The following is a 535-nucleotide window of genomic DNA, read 5'->3' on the forward strand; positions in this document are numbered from 1 at the left end:
GCCTTGGCGGCCAAATACAACTACTTCGTCGTTTGCCTGAACACCAATGATGTCAGTGACATCAACCATAGTAGTGTTCATTGACGCTTTACCCATTACGCGAGCACGCTGACCGTTGATCAGAACGTCAGCTTTGTTGCTTAGTGAACGGGCGAAACCGTCTGAGTAGCCGATAGGCAGGTTAGCCAGGATAGAGTCACGCTCTAAAACTTTAGTGCTGCCGTAGCCGATTGTGCTGCCTGCAGGGAAGAAGTGCAGTGATGCTACGCGTGTTTTGAAAGACACGATGCGCTCGTAAGGTAGGGTTGCAGGGTAATCACCGTACAGCATGCCGCCAGGACGAACCATATCCAGATGTGCTTCAGGCAGATTTAGCGTGATGTAAGAGTTAGCCACGTGCAGTGTGATGTCTTTACGTTTCAGACCTGCGCTGTCCATTAGCCACTTTGTTTCTACTTTGAAACGGTCAACCTTGCGGCGGATTTCATCAAGACCTTCATTCGGGAAGTGGGTCATCATACCTACGATTTTTAGG

Annotated in this window: 1 protein-coding gene; it reads right to left on the reverse strand. The window is 49.5% G+C overall.

What is annotated here, in order from left to right; all coding sequences use genetic code 11:
- On the reverse strand, window positions 1-535 hold a 535-nt coding region (locus tag R7Z77_RS28115), incomplete at both ends, for an alanine racemase C-terminal domain-containing protein (RefSeq protein ID WP_318137404.1).

Source organism: Vibrio sp. 1401 (assembly GCF_033340295.1).